Below are 16,462 nucleotides of genomic sequence, written 5' to 3' on the forward strand. Positions count from 1 at the left end.
AGCTTCTAACCTTGCTAATGTCAATTTGAATTCTAGACAAATTTACGTCCTCCCTAATTATACTATTCTTTTATATAAAAATTAAGGTACGTGATATTTAAATCATTTACTTATTAACTAAATTTCCAATTTATATACTTTATTACTATAATTATATTATTTTTCAGATTCTTTTTCAACAATTCTTAAGTGTAATTCAACTTATTATTTAACTTTTGCTTTGATTTTAATCATCTTTATAAGTTTCATCATCTGCTTAATATTATAAGTATAAGCTTAATTATTCTATATCTTAATCATAAGCAAAATAAAAACTCCTATCCCTTTTATAAGATAAGAGTTTTTAATGATTGTACCATATACCTTAAATCCTAATTAATATTCACTCTATAATGTAAATACAAGCTATTGATAAAGTGCTTGAAAAGGATAGTCAATATTGCATAAATTTCCTTTCATATTGGAATGCATAAACAAAAATCCCGAATATAGAAATATACCAAGAAATAATATTACTATTGCTTTTTTATAATGCTTTTTTAACATAATACAACTTCCCCCTTATTTAAAAATTCAAAGCAAATTTAGCAACCTGATTTGCTATAGCTTTGTTATTTTCAGTATAAAAAACTATAAGCTTATACATAATGTCATTGTTAACTTTACACTGTACATTAGCTAGCCTAAATGCTGTTTCCTTTATATTATCCATTTTATCACCATTTTTTGTAATTGTATACAATTCTATTAAATGACTTAATATATTATTTGCCAAAACATAATTTTTTTGTTTCTCAGAAAAATCTAATGCCTTTAAATAATACTCTTCTGTCAAATCAAATTTATCTAGCCTTGCGTATATCTTACCTATCTCAAAGTAAATATTTGCTACACATAGACCACTATTATTCAAATTAGGCAGCTCTTTAATTACAGCATTAAAACTTTCAATTGATTTATCCTTCATTCCTGAATACCAGTAACTATTAACAATATTTATTAAATTAATCAAACATTTATCCTTTTCATTTTTATCAATTAATCTCCAAATCTCATTAAAAACACCAATAGCTTCTTCATAACGCTTCATCTCATAAAAACAATTTCCTTTATTATTTAAAATCTTAATGTACATTGCATCATTTTTATCAACTAATTTTTCTGATATATCAATATTTTTCATTGCCAATTCTAAATTATTAATAAGCTTATACGCCAAAGCATTATTGTATCTAAGAATAACCTTATCTTTTAATGGCATATCTTGAAAACAACTTAATGCAAATTCACAACATTCAATAGTTTTTTCATAGTTCCCCATACGTCCATAAACTATGGATAACTTTCTTGAAAGTATTAGCCGCTCTTTATCCAAAAACATTCTACTAAGTAATGCTGATGCTTTTTCATAATATACAACACTTTTATATATCTCATTATTATTACAAAAATAATCTCCTGCCAACTCATATATCTTTAATTTTTTATCTTTAATATCCCAATCAATTAAAAAAACTTCTGCTTTTTTCAGTGTTTCTATAAAGCTTCCATCCTTAGATATTACTAATGTATTCAGTTCTTCTATGTAATCATCAAGAACCTTATTCGCCTGTAAAACTTGATTTTCCATTAGATACTCAACTGTTTCAGTAACTTTAAAATCCTTTTGCTTTGCTAATTCAGTTAAGTTTTTTATAATTACTTCTGCTGTTTTTTTAGTTATACTTGCTTTATTAGTTTCAATTTCACTTATTAAATTTCTGGTTATATCTTTTCCCGAAATCTCATCTTGTTTTAAATTATACTTTTTCCTAATTGCTTTTAACTTATCACCGTCCGATATTACTATACATTTTTCCATTCAAAGCGCTCCTAACTTATACATGTTTTATCATTATTATCAATTATATCAAATTTATACCTTTATGTAAATATATTCACTTACAATCCAAGCTTAATATACCTATTTATCAAAGATATTATCAATAAATTTACCAATTTTTAAAATTGATTCAATAACATCATATATACTCGTTTCACTGGTATCTCCTCTCTAATATGCTTCTTTACAATCTCCCACTCTTAAATTTTTTATACATTTTATCCCCTAATTTATTAATGAATTAAATATATTATCTATTCCTTTTCAACAATATCTCTTTTATCATCATTAGGATTTACATTTAAGCTCTGACTTGATTGCCTTACAGCAGTTACACACCAATTAGCAAAGTATTCACAATTATTGAATATAAGATTATACCCTCCAAAATCTGAACCTAATTTACTTTCAGCTTTTTTAATTATTTCCTCTGGTGTATATTTAACTTTTGGGTAACTATCAACATATACTTTTCATTAAATTTATTTTTGGCATTAAAAAAAAGGTCACCTCCATCATCTGGTGATCCTCAATATTTTATTATTTATGATACATTTCATTCTAAACTGATTATTTCTTCCCTACTTATCACTAAATAATAGCTTTTATTTTTATTATAGAATTATGCTAAATCCTATGGTATAATTTTTCACTATAATTTATAGTTGAATGTGGACTACTGTTATCACTCATTCCTGCTATTATATATCCTAACTTTAATCTTAATGTCAGGTTTACAATTTTCTAATACCTCTATATATCCAACTTTTTCGTCATCAACATGGTGTATCTGTAATCAAAATCATCCTATTTTAAGCAAAAACCAGTATTGTTCGAAATATATACATTATCTTGAAATTAGTGTTATACTTACAGCATATATTAACCATAATTTATTTTACAATTATAAGATTTTACATACTAATAAACTTGATTGTTAATTTATATAGCGAGGAATGGAGGATTTTACATGGAGTTTTGGGATGTGCTTAATAAGTTTGGGAATCCAACAGGCAAAATAGTTAAGAAAGGTGATAAATTAGAAGAAAACGAATTCCATTTGAGTGTACATGTATGGATTATAAACAGCCATAATAAGATTTTAATACAGCAGCGTCAGAGCAACCGTACATTTGCACCAGATATGTGGGCTGTGCACGGTGGTAAAGTAATATCGGGAGAAACAAGTATGCAGGCTTCTATTAGAGAACTAAAAGAGGAAATAGGTATTTGCATTAATCCTGACAACCTAAAAGGCCCTACAAGATATAAACGTAAGAGCAGTAACGAGTTTTGTGATATTTATGTTTTAAAACAAGATGTTGATTTGAAGGATATAAAATTGCAGAAGGAAGAAGTAAAGGATATAAAGTGGGTTACTAAAACAGAATTGCAGCAAATGATTAAAGAAAAAAGTTTTTATAGATACAGTGATGAATACTTTAAATGCTTATCCAAGTATCTTAATCTGTTATTATAATTTTTTGCAAGTGGCAAATTAAGAGAAGTCACAGGGCTTCCCTTAAAAAATGTCATCCTCTAAAATCAGTAATTGAAAACTTTCCTTCATTTTTTCACTATATAATTTTATTCTGTTATTGTAAAATTATATTTCAAAGCATTTACTAACGCTTTTCCATCTTTAGAAGTAACTTTTTTACTAATATATAAAGAATATGTCTCTCCTGCAGTGTATTTATTTACCGGGGCAATTTTTAGCAAATTACTTGAGTCATAACTTATATTTATGTCAACTTTATTTCCTTTTGAATCAAGGACATATACATTTTCAGATGTTATTGTTGCTTTATCTGCTTCTTTTGAAAATTTAATACTCCATACTTTATCCGGTGCCACCTTATATGGGATGTATGTAGTCTTTCCATCAAAATAATCTTCTGGAAGTTCTACAGTAGTAAAGTTACTGAACTTGTCCACCCATATTGAGATTCCTATTGGATTTCCTTTTTCATCATAAACTATAGTTCCCTTATCAACTACATTTTCTCCATCACTGTGCTCTATTACTACAGCTAAAGATGAAAGGAATTTGTCCAGCTTATCCTTTGAAGGCAGCTCTCCTGCTTTAAATGGAATTGTTATTTTTGTTAAACCTGAATAATTAGCTTTAATTTCAATAGGTGCACTTATTATTGTAGAGCCTGCTGCCAATTTAAGAACCGTCTGATTGTTTTGTGAAACCTGGCTGCTATCTTCTACTTCATTAATTTGAATTTGTGCATCTTGACCTTCAAGAGCTGCTAATGTTTCCTTTGGCAATTCTACCTTTGCCTTTTCTGTATCGGCCTCTAAAGAAATATTATTATCACCAAGCAGCTTCGTTGACTCCTTTGGAATATTTATTTCAATTTTATCTGCATTATTTCCTGGTATATCTGTAATATCAATTGCTGCTGCATTTGTGTTGGTTTCTAAAGCCTTTTGTACTGTTACACTCGCATTATCTTCACTGAATTCTAAAGTATCCTTATTCTTTCCATCTACATCTGTGCTTCTTGTAACGTTAACTTGTACTGCTGTATTTTGCAATCCCCCATTTCCAAGCACAACAGGTACCTGTCTTGTTTCTCCTGGTGGTGGTACCGGAGCTGGAGTTGGTGTTGGTGTCCATGGAGCTATAAAATAAAAAACCTGCTGACATGGCTTTTGTACCCCATCTCCACCAATCATTAGAGTGTAATTACCAATTTGCACATCATCGGTGGTAAAATCAAAAGTAAAACTGCCATTACTTAAACTACTAGTTTCATCTAAATTTACTAAATTGCCATATGGATCTAAGCATTTTAGTATAACATTTTTACCAATACCTGTGTTAATGTTTCCTGATACAGTAACCTCATTGTTATTAGCTGCTGTACTTACTCTTACATTAACTATATTTGCATCATTAAGATTAGTTGGCACTTTGGTATCTACGCTAAAATTTACAGTATATGAATTTGTAGTTTTTCCATCTAAGGCTGTTACTTTAATTACAGCTGTACCATTAACAGAAGGTGCCTCTGTAATTTCTACCTTTGCTCCTACTACTGAAGCTATTGCAGCTATAGTTGGTACTAGAGTCGTTCCATATGGAAGTTTAATATTGTATACATTAGTACTGCTATCAAAGTCACTTAATATATTACCGTTCACTTCTATTCCTGTTAAAGTTGCATTACTTAAAAGCTGCCCTCCATCAATATTGAAATCTACACTGGAATCCACTTTAAAAGCACCATCCTTAAATAAAACTAAGGAATAGGCTTCTCCGGCCTTCAAATTACACTGCAGAGTATCTAAAGCAAAACTTCCGCTTCCATTTACAATGTTAAGATCTGCCAAACTTTCATACCATATAGGAGCTTCATCCTGTCCTGGAACTTTTCCTTTATGATAAATTCCTACCCAGGCATTTTTATTTAAGCTTGCATTTGCTACATTAACTGTAACCTTGTCTCCTAAATTATAATCAGCTGAGTTTAATTTAATAGAGGGAAGCATTGTATCAAAATTTGTGCTAGCTACAACATTTGAGTTTCCTCCATCTTTAAAAAGCACTAATTTATAGCTAGAATTCACCTGCAAATTACTTATTTTACTTAAATCAAGAGAAAAACTGCCAGACCCATCTGCATTTAATAAAGTTCCATTAGTCAAGCTGCTCAAGGTATCCTTCCACAGTGGAGCTTTAGTTCCATCTGCTGCATCACTTTGGTTAAATACCCCAACCCAGGCATTTGAATCTACACTTGCAAATTTAATTTGTGCATTTACAGCTTCTTGTAAGCCCACTCCCGTTGATTTAGAAAGGGTAATACTTGGCCCTATTTTATCTACAACCTGAAAAGATACACTGGCATGACTTACATAATCATTCTTATCATCATCAAATAAAACTAACTTATAAGTTTTTCCAGGTTGAATTTTTTTATCTGCATTTGAGTTTAAATTTATAGTAGCTTTACCATTACCATTTTGTATATTTAAATACCTTGCCCCAGAGCTTGCATCTCTTAAATACCAATAGTACATAGAACCTACAGTGCCCGGCACTTGATTCTCTTCATAAAGTCCAACCCAGGCATCAGGCTCAGTACTTCCATTTTCAATAGTTATATCCTCCGTTGGATCCCCAGCTTCAACTACACTTTTTGAGACCTTTATAGTTGGAGAAGAAATTACGTTAACGCTTGCCGAGCCTTCAATGGTGTAAGTACCATTTATAACCTCATACACAATTATATTATAGCTTCCTTGTGCCAAATCAATTCCGCTGGACTTGAAGGTACTTAAATCTATTGAATACGTTCCGCTGCCTGAAGGAACTATATCACTTAATTTTATTTTTGGAAGCTTTGAGTTACCTTCAGAAGGCTTATCACTGCTTGAATAAAGACCTAAATACGCATCTGACTTTCCATTTTGAAAAGTAATATTAAGTTTGTCATTCATTGTAACTTTACTCTCTGATAATGTAATTGCTGTAGTCTTTGATAAATCTAAATCAGTATCAAAGTTTTCTTCAGCTTCAACAGTCGCCGCATCTTTAAACAACACTATTTTATATTTAGAATTTGCTTTTAAATTGCTTACTTTGCTGAGATCCAAGTTGAAATTACCATCACCATTTGAATTAAGTCCTGTACCACTTAAATCACTCAAGTTTTCCTTCCAAATCGGAACGATACTAGCATCCACTGCATCTGACTGATTATATATGCCTACCCAGGAGCTGCTATTAACCTCCAAACAAGAGGCTTCCATAGTAATTGTTTCTCCTGTATTAATATTGGTAGTCTTTGAAAGGTTGATTTTAGGCGTTACCTTATCAACTACTTCAAAGGTTACAGAAGCCTCACTTACATAATCATTTTTGTCATCTTTAAATAATACTAGCTTATAGGTTTTTCCCGCTTGAACCTTTTTACTTGGATTTGAATTTAAATCTATATTAGCTGTTCCATTTCCATTTTGAATGTCTAAATATTTTTCCTCATTAGTAGAATCTTGTAAGTACCAATACCACATAGATCCAACTTCACCCGGTGTTTGATCCTCTTCATAAAGTCCAACCCAAGCATCTTTATGAGTACTTCCATTTGTAATAGTTATTGTCTCTGAGGCATCATTAGCTGTAACCTGGCTTTTAGATACTGCTATAGATGGTGTACCTGCTAATTTAATTGAAGAAGCAGCTGCATTGCCTTCATTATGGTTTGCTAAAATATTCGACTTATCACTTTTAGTATAATTATTAGTGTGAACCTTAGGTGCATAATTAGCTTGTACTTTAGTTACGGAATTAGACGGAACTTTAGCCTGTACTTTAGTTACGGAATTAGACGGAACTTTAGCCTGTACTTTAGGTACGCATATTGAAAGACTCATGAGCACTACTAATGCAGCTGCTGCAGCTTTATAAAACAATTTATTCTGCATAAATATATTCCTCCTTCATATATTTTTCATTTAATTTTTTATATGAACTATTTTTTCTATTGTTATAGCATCAGAGGGCTCTAGCTGCTTCATATTGTCCAAATTGTCTATCATAAAATATTTTAAATAATAATTGCCGGTCTCAGGAATTTTAATCTTTCCGCTAAACTTGCAGCTGTCTCCTGCCCCTACTGTTTTAGACAAATAAGTGTATTTTACAATGCTGTTATTATCGGCATTAAATAAGGCTATACAAATAGGTACCTCCTCTGCAGACCTTGCATTGTTTTGAGCATGAACAGTAATATCTGCAATCTTACCAAGTTCCAGATTTGAACTGCTAACAAGAGTTAATTTTATGCCTGAAGAACTGGGAGCAACATCTTTAAAGTTAATTAAATCGCTGACAGGTAAATCATTCACTACAAGCTCTCCTGCAAGTTTTGATAAATCTACAGATAAGGTTGCCGTGAAGCCATCTACCTTTACAGCATTTACGGGAATAATCTTATCCTCATCCAAGCCGTAAAACCTTACAACATAGTCTTCTTTGTCTTGAGAAGGCACATCATCAAAGGTAAGCTTTATGGTGTTAACATCTACAACCTTAAGGTCTAATAAATTTGCTTTGCTTTCCTCAGCCGGAACTATTGCCTTAAAGGTTTTTGTATCTTCATAGGAATCACATTTTAAAGTAGCTGTTAAGGTAACAAGCTCATTTATATTTTGCCTATTAACATATCCGCTGCTGCTTGAAATAACATTTTCCTTGTCTGATTTCCATGACACATAAACATTTTTTCCATCAACAGTCAGCATACTTGGAAGATTTAAATTTTCCTCTAAATTATCAAGATTTTTAAACTCAATTTGATCTTTAGCCTTTTCTAAAATATCTATTGATGAATTTGCGTCTGCTGCATAAACTCTTCTAGAACAAAATCCCACAAGCATAAATGCAAAAACTAAAAATGCAAAAGTGAAGCCTTTCTTATTCATATACACCCCTCCATATTACTGATTTAAATACTGATTGTCATAGTTAACAACAAAATTAGCGCCATCTATCCAGGTACTGTTGGAAAACTCTCTTCCTTTTATAACAACCTTGTCATTGTATACTTGTACAAATAATCCTTGACTTAACCCAATCACATCCTTTTCCTTATCTGGTGTATAAGGTGCTCCGCTATTACCATAATTTACTGGTCTATGCACAGAGCTGCTGTCCACCATTGCAAATCCCTTATCTACACCTGGCAGATGTGGAAGAAAGTTCTTTTTATTTGGATCTTTGTCATTAAGATAATAGTGAGTGTGACCTGAGAAAAGTATTATTTCTGGATAATTAGCTAAAATTGCTTTAACCTCAGCATCCTGCTGAATAGCCTGCGTGCAATCATCATAGGTTGTAAAAAAGGAATGATCTAAAGGCTGATGTATAAACACAAAGATAGGCTTACCCTTTCTATAATTTTTTGTAAGGGCATTCTTAAACCAATTAAGCTGTGCATCAGATAAGTATGCTTGGCAGTCATCTCTCATATCTTTCGTATAAGTTTTTTCAGAGCCAAGACTTATGAAATGATATCCGTTTACCCAGGTATCGTGATAGGGATGTACTTGACCTTCAAAATTTAAGCTTAAGGCCAAAAATTGATTTGAATCATCTTCTGTATTTTCACCTTTACTATAATCATAAAACTCATGATTCCCTATATTTTTTATCACGGTTTTAGGAATAATCCCTGCATCATTCTTTAGCACCATATTAATATTATTGTATTCACTTTGCTTTCCTTCATCTGCTATATCTCCATTTAACACAAGAGCACTATAATTAGGATCTATATTGTTGTGAATATCCTTTAAAGCTTTATCAAATTTTACGTCATCATTATGAACATCGCTCATTACAGCAAAAGACATTCTTAATCTTGAATCTGAAGTGTTATCCGCTGCATGTACACTAAGTCCAGTATTTAATACAACACCACAAATACCAGCCATGCAGATTAAAGCTTGTACTTTCTTTTTTAATTTGCAGCCTTTCATATTTTTTACCTCCATCCTTTACTTATTGAATAGTTCTAACTACCGCAGTATTAAGCGGAGTCAAATTTTCCAAATCATCACATACAAAATACTTAAGCGTATATTTTCCCGTAGAAGGTATATTAACGCTTGCAGCTAAATAAGACGTACCTTCTGGATCTATAGAATCACTAGAGGTTTCTATATCTATCATTTTATTTTGACTGTCATACAGAGCCACTACTAAAGTAGCATTTTTAATATTATAGCTATTGTTTTGAGCTGAAACAGAGACTAACGCATTTTGTCCTAAAGCAACATTTTTTTCATTTGTTACATCGATTTTCACATCATCATTAGCATCAGTTCCATTTCCATCTAAAACTGTTACCGTACATACAGCAGTTTTGCTTCCATCCTCAGTAGCAGCTGTAATAGTTGCAGTACCAGAATTTTTAGCCGTCAATATTGCTGAGTTATTTGATATGTCATTCATAGAGGATTCTGGTGCGTTTCCGTCTGTTACAGCTACAACATTATTATCACTGGAGGTCCATATAACTGATTTATCGCTTGCACTAAGTGGCAGGATAGTAGGCGTGATGGTTACAGTTTGTCCTTTATATAAACTTAAATTATTATTATCTAAGGTTATTCCAGATACGCTTACCTTTTTATCTTGAAGGGTGCTTGGTGAAAGTATTAAAGTGCCGAAGCCTGAAGTATATCTCCAGGAATCTGTAGTTTCTGTATTACTCCAAAATTTTGTAGTTCCATCGTTAGTATCTGCAGCTATGTCAAAACCCATTACTTGCTGTTTATTAGGATCAACCCCTAAAGTTTCAAAAGGTATAGCTACCTCTAAAGACCATCCATCAGCTGTCTTTTTGCAGGCTCTTTGAATCTTAGAAGCATCTCTTCCAGAAGCTCCTCCACCAAAAGCAAATACAGGTTCTGTACTTCCATAGCCTACTCCTATTTGCACATCATAGGGAACCTTGTAGCTTTGAGTTTTGCTGTTATTTGCATCTATGAAAATACTTACTTCATCTGTGGACCATATGGTTCCTCCATCTTTTATGTTTTTTTCCTTCATATTTGCTGCTACATAAAAATACTTGTCATCCCAAGCAGTTTTGAAATCTGCTTTTAAGCTCTCTCCATCGTTTTTATATCTATTTGCTAAGGGAGTAAAAGGTCTGTTTTGCCATATGGCATCGCTTAAATCCCCGTCAATAGTAGGTGATAGGCTTGTCTTATAAGAAGTTATCTGTGTACCCTGTTTATCCTCTTGCACTGCAGTATCTGCATGTACGTTACTCGTTCCTATGATAATGCAGGATACAATGATCAAAGCTTGTATAAATAGCTTATTTATTTTCATCATAATTTTCCCCTTTCCACAAAGTTTGAAAAACTACTATTTTTATTTTTTGAAATCCACAACACCCCCATAAGTTCAATGCACAACTAATGATAATTTACCATTTATGTCCAAGTCTACTCTTACAATATTATTCCTTAATTGTTAATTTTGTTTTAAATTAAGGTTACCTTTGTATTTTTTATTCTTTTTATGCAAAAACATACATTATGTTTAAATTAATGTTATACTTAAACCATAAATTTATAGTTAAGCATAGGGGGATGAAGTGTATGGATAAGCAAATGATTGGAATGTGCGGTACATATTGTGGGGTATGCGAATGGAAGGAAAAAACAAGCTGTCCTGGTTGTCAAGCCTGTCAAGGCAAACCATTTTGGGGAGAGTGCTCAATTGCTAAATGTTCAATTAATAATGAATATAATCATTGTGGACATTGTCCAAATCTACCATGCAATAAACTGCAAGCTGCTTTCAACAATAAAGAACATGGGGATAATGGCGAAAGACTAATAAATTTAAAAAATTGGGCAAAGGGTAAGGAAACTTATTTAAAATTAAGAACGCTAAAGATAGATAAAGAGTGAAAAAGCAAAGCTTAATCACTCTTTTTAAATATAGCGTCTTACTCTATTCATATATTTTATATATTCTTCTCCAAATTTCTTAATGCACCATCTTTCTTCTGAAAGAATAATCCAATGTGCAGATATTTGGAAACATATTAATAGCACAAGCAATATCCATGATTGAGTTAGAAATACACACCCTAAGAAATAAATAAAATATGCAATGTACATAGGATTACGGGATACTCGATATAATCCATTTAAATTTATTCCATTTATTTTAGGCTTAGAATAATTTATCATAGATACTACATATAAAATAATTCCTAAACTATATATTATTATACCTATGTAAAACCAATCAGAGTCTACCCTAATTTTAAGCAATAACAAATATAGCAGCATAAGAACGGTTGAAATCTGATAAACCCAATATGCTACTTTTTCTTTCCCCATTACCGGGGCAAATAAGCTTGCACGTTTAAGTGCTTCTTTGCTTAATATGCTCAAAAGCCCATACCTAATAAGTATAATTGGTATCACAGTGAAAAATGCATTCATTTTATCCCACCTTCTCATTTAGTGCGACACCCATGCTTCAAATTATCTCTCTAGTCAAGTAACATCTTTTTATCCTTCTCACATACCTTCTCAATAGTCCCATCCTTAAGTAAATATGCTTCACCATACAATGTAGTTTTATTATTTTCTACAAAAATATAAGAACCATCTACTAATGCATAAAAGGGTCTTACTTTGCTGTCTGGTAAAGAAATGTCTTCTAAAACGCGAAGTCCACCTATTGATAAATCTTTTACGCGCTGAAAATGTGGTAAAATACTTATATTCGTTAAATTTAATCCCTTCAGATATCTTTTATATTCTGGATCGACTGCTTCACTATCTAGTTCAGGTTGTGCATAGACAACATCTGAGGAGTTCATACTTCCAGCGCTTATGCCGATGGCAATACCATCATAACTTTTAATTAGTTCCTTCAAACGAAGTCTAACAAAAAAATTGTTTTCTGTAGGTACATGTCCACCTGCAAGTATTAATACATCATAATCATATAACATATCCGCAAATTTGTTTTCATTTCTCCTATCGCAAACATCAATTTGAGATAATGAAAATCCACTTATTTTAAAAGCTGCTTCATATAATGCTTTAAATTTATCATTGATTTCTTCATTCTCTGGATCAGAGCTTATAATGAGAATTTTTGAATTTGCTTTCCAATATTTTTGAAGAAGCTTTGTAAAATGATTTGAAGAATCCAGTGCACATGGAACTCTCCTTCCTTTCTCCTCCTGTATCCCACCAATATTACTTGTTAAAAATAACTTCATATATAAATCACCCGCCTTAATAATTATTTTTAAATTTACCTGAAAGAAATTAAATTATCCCAAATAAGTTTTTCTGAATTGGATTTAGTGCTGCCAAAGTAATCAATAAAATCTTTATAATGCTTTGCACCAAGTTTTTCATATAAACCCTTAGCATTTGAATTTCCTTTTACAATGCAAATGCTCATACATTTATATCCCTCTTTATAAGCATAATTACCTACCGTGTTAAGTAATTTGGTGCCAATGCCTTTTCCTCTTAAATCTTCAGATACATGTAAAGAATCTAAATATAAGCAATGATTTATTTCATCATCTTCTTTGCAGGCAGAAAAACCAAGAAATTTTTCGTCCTCATATGCAACAAAAATCATATGCCGTTCTTTTCTAGGATATTCCTGCCACTTTTGTATTCCATAGCTAACCTTTAAACTATTCAAAAATTTATTTGGCAGCATCCCTATATATGTTTTCTTCCAATTTTTAATATATAAATTAGCAATCAATTCTATGTCACAATCATTTACCTTTCTAATGATCATTTTCAAGTCACCTTTCAAAACATTATCAAATTAATTTATCAAAGAACACAGAGTACTCTGTACTCTAAGTCAAGGTCTTGTTTACCAAGATAAATTTGGTATTAGCAATTTAAATATTTAAGCTTGTTTATCTATAATATATACTATACTCATCAATATAGTCATATCCCAATTTTTGAGCTAATAAACTTGAATAATTTCAATTATTGTGGAAGAACTAAGGTTATCTACAAAAATTTTTATATTATTATATTCTTCGTCCAGTATACTTTCTATGGTAATATCAAATCTTTTACAATCGCTTAGTAATCTATTTAATTTTTCCTTTAGATTCTTATTAATATTATTCAAAAGTATCATTAAAATAACCTACTTTCTGTATATAAACAAGTTTGTGGCTTTAAACTAATAACTAATTTCTGTACTCTTCGTCAAAACCCATATCTCTTTTAACAATTTCCATTTGCTCCGTAGAAGTCAATTTTTCCAAAAGCTTAAATGCCACTCCCGGTGCAGTCTCTGGGCAGTAAGAGGTAATAATATTTTTATCTACAACAATGGGTTCATTTACTACATTTACACCAAATTCTTTAAGCTGTTTTTGACGATATGCACCCTTTAAATGATATGTTGTGGCTCTCCTTCCCTTTAATACTCCGCTTTTACCAACAGAAAGTGCAGCTACACATATAGTTGCAATTATTTTACCCTGCTTGTCAAATTCACGAATAAGCTTTAAAAATTTTTCATCATAGGCTTCTTCATAAAAACCATATTCTTCAAATCCACCCGGAATTGCCAATGCATCATAGTCATTTACATCAATTTCATCAATTGTTTTTTCAACTAACACAGGAATATTAAAGGTACTTATAACTTGCTTTTGAAAGCCACAGGTAACAACCTCAACATCATATCCATAATCATTTCTTGCCCATCCCATGACGTCAACAAAAACACTAAACTCCATTGTTTCAAAGCCTTTTGCTAAAAAAAGTAATGTTTTCATAATAACCCTCCTCATATAATCTATTTTCATTATAATATAAATTGCATATTTTCACTTCTAATTTTTACTTTATTTAATTAATTCGCATATAAAATACATACTTCTCCAATTAATAGTTTCACTATAGGAGGTTGTGAAAAAAGGTATTCTATAAATTTTACTATACCGTGCATGAAGCCTCATGAGCGGCTCGTAAAAAAGAATACCTATGTTTTTCACAACCGCCTTTAGATAAACTGCTTCAACTATTGACAAATTTCTTCCGCAAGTGTAGTCTTTTAATATGTATTACATTTGTAAGCAAAGAGGAAGTATTAAAACAAAAATATGAAGTAAAGGAATTGATAAAATATGCATATGATTTTTTCTTTATTTCTTCAGACGATTAAGCTGTCCGCTATGGCATCAGCAGCAGCTATTATTATATGGTTTATAAAGCTATTATTTAAAAATAAGCTCAGTACAGCTTGGCACTATTATATATGGTTTATTGTTATTATTAGATTATTATTGCCTTATTCCTTAAGCAGTCCAATTAGCATATACAACACTGTAAATATTTATAAGCATGTTCCAAAAAACCTTACAAATTTGGATAGTACTCAAGCTATAAATAGTACTACAACTGCTTATGCAAAATTTAATATTAGTAATAGTTATATCCAAGCTGGCCATGAAAATATTTTGAACATATTAAGCATAGCATGGATTATTGTTCTAATTGTTGGTGCTGTATATCTATTAACTGTATATACAGTATTTTGTTCTAAAATTAAATTAGAAAGGCCCTTTAGAGACGTTGATATCTGCGACACCTTAAAACAGTGTAAAAAAATAATGAAAATAAACCGCAATATACAGATAAAAGAATCCAAAAACGTAAGTACGCCATGTATAACTGGTTTAATTTCTCCTGTTATATTAATACCAAAGTACATGACGAAGAAATTAACGAATGAAGAAATAAAATACATAATTATTCACGAACTCGCACATTTTAAACGCAAAGATATTCTTATAAACTGGACAGTCACAGTATTAAATCTTATCCATTGGTTTAATCCAATATTGTATTTTGCATTTAAAAGACTAAGACAAGATTCTGAAATAGCCTGTGATGCCAAAGTATTAAGCTATATAAAAGACGATGCCCATAAAGAGTATGGTAATGCAATTATTAATTTAACCTCACTTGTTTCAGCTTTTAAGATAAGGCCTTGGGAGGCTTCAATAGTAAGTAAGTCTGAGATAAAAAAAAGGATTATTATGATTACTAAATTTAAAAGAAGAACATTAATTGGAACATTAGCTGGTGTAATAGCTGCATGTGTTATAGGTGGTAGTGTTTTAACTAATGCTAAAAGCACAAATATAAAAAGCATTAAGACTGCAAACTCAAAACCTAAAATTACTACAAATGTTTCAAACAAAGGTGTTCCTTCAAAAACTGACAGTAACAAAAAAAGCAGTACCGACTTGGCAGTAACCAGCGGTAATTCTTATGCTGAAAATAAAACTTCTAATACAAGTGCAGTACAAAAAACTCAGAAAAAAAATGTAAATGTCTCCTCACAAAGTAGTGCTGATACTAAACCAGCTGCCTCAAATAACCAAAGTACAGTTGCCAGTTCTAATGAAGAGGATAACTATACACCTGAGGACGCAACAATTACAGCTATAAATCACGAATTAGGAGCAAATAATAAAGTAGCCAGTGTTTCAGAAGGTCCAAGCGGTGATGGATATGCCAATTTTGCTAATGGTGATATAGCTGCTACTGTATTCCGCTCATTTACTGAAAACGGAAAAAAATACTATAGTGTTCGTTTATACAGTATATCAATGAAAAAGAACGGTGGATCAGGAGCCATAGATAATTTGTCCATAGCAAAAGATGGAAGTTTATATAAATAACTATTACCCAAAAACTTAAATCTATTTGTCCAAAAAGTATTGATTTAATGTGAGCTTCATATATAATAAATTAGTATATGATAAACCTTAGAGAGGATGAATGTTATGGAGAAAAGCGCACTTGAACGTATCAACGAATTAGCAAAAAAAGCTAAGACAGGCCCTCTTACAGAGGAAGAACTAGCTGAAAGAGATAAATTAAGAAAAGAATATATTGCAGGTTTTAGAGCAAATCTTAAGGCTACATTAGATAATACAGTAATTGTCGAGCCAGATGGAACCAGAAGAAAGTTGCGAAGTAACGATGCTTCGTCGCGTTAAAAAAGTCCTA

Annotated in this window: 14 protein-coding genes and 1 pseudogene; 4 read left to right on the forward strand and 11 right to left on the reverse strand. The window is 31.4% G+C overall.

The window, feature by feature from the left end; translation table 11 throughout:
• Positions 1–565: 565 nt before the first annotated feature.
• The gene (locus ACJDT4_RS20820; RefSeq protein WP_406789524.1) at positions 566–1,861 is read right to left on the reverse strand and encodes an XRE family transcriptional regulator; all 1,296 of its coding nucleotides are present in this window, start codon (positions 1,859–1,861) and stop codon (positions 566–568) included.
• Between the two features lie 275 nt (positions 1,862–2,136).
• A pseudogene (locus ACJDT4_RS20825) lies at positions 2,137–2,331 on the reverse strand (lecithin retinol acyltransferase family protein); the annotation flags it as partial.
• A gap of 521 nt (positions 2,332–2,852) precedes the next feature.
• Between ACJDT4_RS20825 and ACJDT4_RS20830 the strand changes: the two are divergent.
• Complete coding sequence (locus tag ACJDT4_RS20830) at positions 2,853–3,362, forward strand: NUDIX hydrolase (protein ID WP_406789525.1); 510 nt, start codon at positions 2,853–2,855, stop codon at positions 3,360–3,362.
• Positions 3,363–3,469: 107 nt separating this feature from the next.
• Here ACJDT4_RS20830 and ACJDT4_RS20835 read toward each other — a convergent pair whose 3' ends face one another.
• Genes ACJDT4_RS20835 through ACJDT4_RS20850 form a run of 4 tightly spaced genes read right to left on the reverse strand, consistent with a single transcriptional unit; the run spans position 3,470 to position 10,748 of the window.
• Positions 3,470–7,327 carry an Ig-like domain-containing protein gene (locus ACJDT4_RS20835; protein WP_406789526.1) on the reverse strand — a complete coding sequence of 1,286 codons (3,858 nt, stop codon included), beginning with the start codon at positions 7,325–7,327 and terminating at the stop codon, positions 3,470–3,472.
• Positions 7,328–7,357: 30 nt separating this feature from the next.
• Positions 7,358–8,326, reverse strand: coding sequence for an immunoglobulin-like domain-containing protein (locus tag ACJDT4_RS20840; protein WP_406789527.1), 969 nt, complete (start codon positions 8,324–8,326; stop codon positions 7,358–7,360).
• Between the two features lie 15 nt (positions 8,327–8,341).
• Positions 8,342–9,382 carry a metallophosphoesterase family protein gene (locus tag ACJDT4_RS20845; protein WP_406789528.1) on the reverse strand — a complete coding sequence of 347 codons (1,041 nt, stop codon included), beginning with the start codon at positions 9,380–9,382 and terminating at the stop codon, positions 8,342–8,344.
• A 22-nt stretch (positions 9,383–9,404) separates the two neighbouring features.
• The gene (locus ACJDT4_RS20850; RefSeq protein ID WP_406789529.1) at positions 9,405–10,748 is read right to left on the reverse strand and encodes a sugar-binding protein; all 1,344 of its coding nucleotides are present in this window, start codon (positions 10,746–10,748) and stop codon (positions 9,405–9,407) included.
• Between the two features lie 269 nt (positions 10,749–11,017).
• Between ACJDT4_RS20850 and ACJDT4_RS20855 the strand changes: the two genes are divergently transcribed.
• Positions 11,018–11,332 (forward strand): DUF3795 domain-containing protein, encoded by a 315-nt coding sequence (locus tag ACJDT4_RS20855; protein ID WP_406789530.1) that lies wholly within the window; start codon positions 11,018–11,020, stop codon positions 11,330–11,332.
• 24 nt (positions 11,333–11,356) lie between these two features.
• On the opposite strand, the gene ACJDT4_RS20860 is transcribed toward ACJDT4_RS20855, so the two are convergent.
• The 5 genes from ACJDT4_RS20860 to ACJDT4_RS20880 form a co-directional block, all read right to left on the reverse strand.
• Positions 11,357–11,875 (reverse strand): methyltransferase family protein, encoded by a 519-nt coding sequence (locus ACJDT4_RS20860; RefSeq protein WP_406789531.1) that lies wholly within the window; start codon positions 11,873–11,875, stop codon positions 11,357–11,359.
• Positions 11,876–11,925: 50 nt separating this feature from the next.
• Positions 11,926–12,666 (reverse strand): Type 1 glutamine amidotransferase-like domain-containing protein, encoded by a 741-nt coding sequence (locus ACJDT4_RS20865; RefSeq protein ID WP_406789532.1) that lies wholly within the window; start codon positions 12,664–12,666, stop codon positions 11,926–11,928.
• 35 nt (positions 12,667–12,701) lie between these two features.
• Positions 12,702–13,208: a GNAT family N-acetyltransferase gene (locus ACJDT4_RS20870; protein WP_406789533.1), complete on the reverse strand. Its 507-nt coding sequence runs from the start codon at positions 13,206–13,208 to the stop codon at positions 12,702–12,704.
• Positions 13,209–13,388: 180 nt separating this feature from the next.
• Positions 13,389–13,568 carry a hypothetical protein gene (locus ACJDT4_RS20875; RefSeq protein ID WP_406789534.1) on the reverse strand — a complete coding sequence of 60 codons (180 nt, stop codon included), beginning with the start codon at positions 13,566–13,568 and terminating at the stop codon, positions 13,389–13,391.
• 52 nt (positions 13,569–13,620) lie between these two features.
• Positions 13,621–14,217, reverse strand: coding sequence for a DJ-1/PfpI family protein (locus ACJDT4_RS20880; RefSeq protein WP_406789535.1), 597 nt, complete (start codon positions 14,215–14,217; stop codon positions 13,621–13,623).
• Positions 14,218–14,568: 351 nt separating this feature from the next.
• On the opposite strand from ACJDT4_RS20880, the gene ACJDT4_RS20885 reads away from it, so the two are divergent.
• Together ACJDT4_RS20885 and ACJDT4_RS20890 are read left to right on the forward strand one after the other, a co-directional pair.
• Positions 14,569–16,131 carry a M56 family metallopeptidase gene (locus ACJDT4_RS20885; protein ID WP_406789536.1) on the forward strand — a complete coding sequence of 521 codons (1,563 nt, stop codon included), beginning with the start codon at positions 14,569–14,571 and terminating at the stop codon, positions 16,129–16,131.
• A 105-nt stretch (positions 16,132–16,236) separates the two neighbouring features.
• Positions 16,237–16,452, forward strand: coding sequence for a DUF896 domain-containing protein (locus ACJDT4_RS20890; RefSeq protein ID WP_406789538.1), 216 nt, complete (start codon positions 16,237–16,239; stop codon positions 16,450–16,452).
• The last annotated feature ends 10 nt before the right edge of the window (positions 16,453–16,462 follow it).

Source organism: Clostridium neuense (assembly GCF_045310695.1).
Taxonomy (GTDB): Bacteria; Bacillota; Clostridia; order Clostridiales; family Clostridiaceae; genus Clostridium_S; species Clostridium_S neuense.

Coding starts and splice junctions, on each gene's coding strand:
- ACJDT4_RS20840 (WP_406789527.1), bottom strand. CDS start 8,326: ATGAATAAGAAAGGCTTCACTTTTGCATTTTTAGTTTTTGCATTTATG.
- ACJDT4_RS20835 (WP_406789526.1), bottom strand. CDS start 7,327: ATGCAGAATAAATTGTTTTATAAAGCTGCAGCAGCTGCATTAGTAGTG.
- ACJDT4_RS20880 (WP_406789535.1), bottom strand. CDS start 14,217: ATGAAAACATTACTTTTTTTAGCAAAAGGCTTTGAAACAATGGAGTTT.
- ACJDT4_RS20855 (WP_406789530.1), top strand. CDS start 11,018: ATGGATAAGCAAATGATTGGAATGTGCGGTACATATTGTGGGGTATGC.
- ACJDT4_RS20865 (WP_406789532.1), bottom strand. CDS start 12,666: ATGAAGTTATTTTTAACAAGTAATATTGGTGGGATACAGGAGGAGAAA.
- ACJDT4_RS20875 (WP_406789534.1), bottom strand. CDS start 13,568: ATGATACTTTTGAATAATATTAATAAGAATCTAAAGGAAAAATTAAAT.
- ACJDT4_RS20890 (WP_406789538.1), top strand. CDS start 16,237: ATGGAGAAAAGCGCACTTGAACGTATCAACGAATTAGCAAAAAAAGCT.
- ACJDT4_RS20820 (WP_406789524.1), bottom strand. CDS start 1,861: ATGGAAAAATGTATAGTAATATCGGACGGTGATAAGTTAAAAGCAATT.
- ACJDT4_RS20860 (WP_406789531.1), bottom strand. CDS start 11,875: ATGAATGCATTTTTCACTGTGATACCAATTATACTTATTAGGTATGGG.
- ACJDT4_RS20870 (WP_406789533.1), bottom strand. CDS start 13,208: ATGATCATTAGAAAGGTAAATGATTGTGACATAGAATTGATTGCTAAT.
- ACJDT4_RS20885 (WP_406789536.1), top strand. CDS start 14,569: ATGCATATGATTTTTTCTTTATTTCTTCAGACGATTAAGCTGTCCGCT.
- ACJDT4_RS20850 (WP_406789529.1), bottom strand. CDS start 10,748: ATGATGAAAATAAATAAGCTATTTATACAAGCTTTGATCATTGTATCC.
- ACJDT4_RS20830 (WP_406789525.1), top strand. CDS start 2,853: ATGGAGTTTTGGGATGTGCTTAATAAGTTTGGGAATCCAACAGGCAAA.
- ACJDT4_RS20845 (WP_406789528.1), bottom strand. CDS start 9,382: ATGAAAGGCTGCAAATTAAAAAAGAAAGTACAAGCTTTAATCTGCATG.